This window comes from bacterium (assembly GCA_037131655.1).
Classification (GTDB): domain Bacteria; phylum Armatimonadota; class Fimbriimonadia; order Fimbriimonadales; family JBAXQP01; genus JBAXQP01.
In genome coordinates this window covers 1-2,873 of sequence record JBAXQP010000323.1, presented here as the reverse complement: position 1 = coordinate 2,873, position 2,873 = coordinate 1, and the positions used below count along the sequence as shown (strand labels likewise).

The 2,873-nt window shown below is 45.2% G+C and carries 1 protein-coding gene; it reads right to left on the bottom strand.

Annotated features, from left to right (window positions below; genetic code table 11):
- Window positions 1-218 precede the first annotated feature (218 nt).
- Window positions 219-2,873, bottom strand: a 2,655-nt coding sequence (locus tag WCO51_11870; GenBank protein MEI6513951.1) for a glycosyltransferase, incomplete at its 5' end; no start/stop codon positions are given.

Sequence of the window (2,873 nt, the reverse complement as noted above, 5' to 3'; positions counted from 1 at the left end):
CCAGAACCCCGGCATCTTTCAGCCCGCATAAATTTCGCAATACGAATTCCTGACGGTGAAAGGTGCAAATGACGAGGGTGAGGGAAATATTTGTCATAGCGGATATTTTCGTATGGAATTATAGATAATGAAGGTCAACTATCACTGTGATAGCGTCAACCCAATCGAATATCACTAAAGATGTCCTGTGTTGACTGAACATCTAATCAAAAACTACCCTAACGAGTTTCCGTAATCTTCGGCAAGCTGATTGATTTGGATTGGCGTAGGTAAAGCCAATAAATTTTCATTACAAATCGCCGCTGGTCTTTGAAAGACTTCCAAAGTCGAAGTAAATTCGAGCATGATGAGCCGAATTGCTCAGATCCGAACAAGTCTCGCGCCATCAGACTTCGATATTGGTCTTTGTATTTATATGAAATTTTGGACATCGCCCACATGTGCGTGTTAAACTGAATTTTTAAAAACTGCAGATAGACTAACTTGCTGCCGGATGCTACAGCAGTTTCGCGCATTAAGCCTAGTATGGGAAAGTGTATAAATAATCTGTCATCCGTGACTCCGATATCTTGCCCCTCGCGGTTCTGACGATAATTCACAAAGCACTTGTTGAGATAAGGAATATCACCTGCACGTGTGAGCGTCTCGAATTGAAAAGGCATATCGTCGAACCGGCGGAGTCTGATATCAAAGCCGATCGATTGATCAGTTAAGAAGCTTGTTCGATAGAGTCTGCGCCAAATTGTCGGCTGGCTCACAACTGCATCAGGGTTGGATCGCCGCAGGACGCCACCCCAGCGTGCTTCCGTTTGCGAAACCTCGAATGGCGTTTGATCCTCTTTTTGGCCACTTGGATATGCAAAACACCATCCACCTTCGACGACGTCATGGCCACTTTTAAGAGAAAGATTAAGGAGCTTTTCCAGCATATCTAACTCAACCCAGTCATCGCCATCAATGAAAGTTACGAAGTCACCCTGCGCCGCTTCCAAGCCAACCATTCTAGCTGATGCACACCCCCCATTTGGCTTATGGATGACACGAATCGTTGAGTCCTTGGCTGCCCAGGCATCGCACATCTTCGAAGAGGAGTCTGTAGCTCCATCATCGACTAGGATAATTTCACGATCAAGCAGCGTCTGCCAATGAAGAGAAGACACACATTCTTCAAGATAGTTTTCGACGTTATATACGGGAACAACAATTGAAACCGCAGGAGCGTTGGGAGTAATTTTTTTGTGGCCGAAACTTTGCCCATCGTTCTGCGTTATGCGGTATCCACGTCTTACCATTTGCCGTAGAATCGGCAAAACTTGATCAGGTTGCCCGGAAAGACTATCAATTTCTCCATAGACATAATCGATCGATAATTTTTTAAGTGGATAAAGATCATCTGCAACCCACACTAATCCGATGTCTAGAAGCTGAATGATCGAAAGCGCGTCCGCCGCGTGTGCGAGCAGCCCCTCTTTGTTTTCAAAGACTACAATGTTTTCTTGTCTAGCTAGGAGTGCGCTTGTTTCGTCGTTTTGTGTGTCAACTACAAAAATTTTGGCGTCGGGTCGAGCCAAGGAAAGTCGGAGTGCACGTTCTCGAGCTTGTTCTGCGAGAAATACAGCGATTCCATCGAACGGGAGCATCGCCCAAATAGGTCCATAGCGACGATAATCGCTAAACTGATGACGATCACCGAAATGAGGTTCCCTCTTTGGTGCAACATGTGCCAGCACCCTCCAGCCGCGCCGAGCGCACATCTTCTTTTTTGCTTGCCGTCTGACTTTCCGAATTAGCGAATATCGTGACAGCAGTTCGTGTTTGGTTAAGCCCCTACTGTAAAGGTTCAGGAACCGCTTTGAGGCATCACCGTCAATGTTCGATAATAGCCGAATCCATGACGTGGGGATTAAGTCAAAGCATGTTACAATCTGTTGATCAAATTCAGAACTTGTTCGCAAATTAACCGAAGAACGACACCAATCCACCATTCGAATAATAGCAATCAATGCGCATGCACCTGCCATGTCAGGGAGGTCGCGCAGTTCTCGGGACTTTAGAGCTAATTTGATGTTCTCAATCACATCGAAGCGCCTGCGGCTTTTGTCGTGGGTGAGCGCTCCTGTGCGACCAACCCGATAAAGAAGACCCTGAACATCGATAATTCCAACCCGCTTGCTCAATGCCAGCGCTTGGAGATGAACGCCGATGTCCTCAAAAATCTTTCCCTCGGGAAACTCTAACTTGTGTTCCCGTAAAAACGTGGTGCGCCAGATTCTTGTGCATATCTTGGGCTCGATCATAAAAATCTCGGGTTCAAGAAGGGGATCAAAGGTACGCCTTGTCAAACCACTCAGTATGATGTCCCAGACCCAAGAATCATAGAAGTTGTAGTCATTAAGAATAGCGTTGTCGAACGCTGACGAACGGGCGAATACTTGATCACATTTATCTTTGTCGGCGAGCGAAATAAGTTTGACATACATATCAGGCGCGACTAAGTCATCACCATCGAGAAAGGCAATATACTCGGATGAGGCAAATGCCATTCCGACATTTCGAGCCGCTGATAAACCAGAATTCGGAATAGAGATGATCTTAAAGGATACGCCTGATCTTTCAAGTATTTTGAAGGCAACTTCCTTAGTGTCGTCTGTAGACCCATCATTAACCAATACAATCTCAAGAGGTAGGTGACGACTATTTACGATGACAGCGTTGCAAGTTTCCTCAACATATTGGCTGATGTTATAGGCAGGTATGACAACGGTGAGCTTGTATAGCGAACCTCTGCAATATGCTTCTGAAGCTTTTGCTGATTCTATGTCTAAGAAATCAAGTATTTCTATATTTTTATCAAAGTTTGAAAATTTATGCAT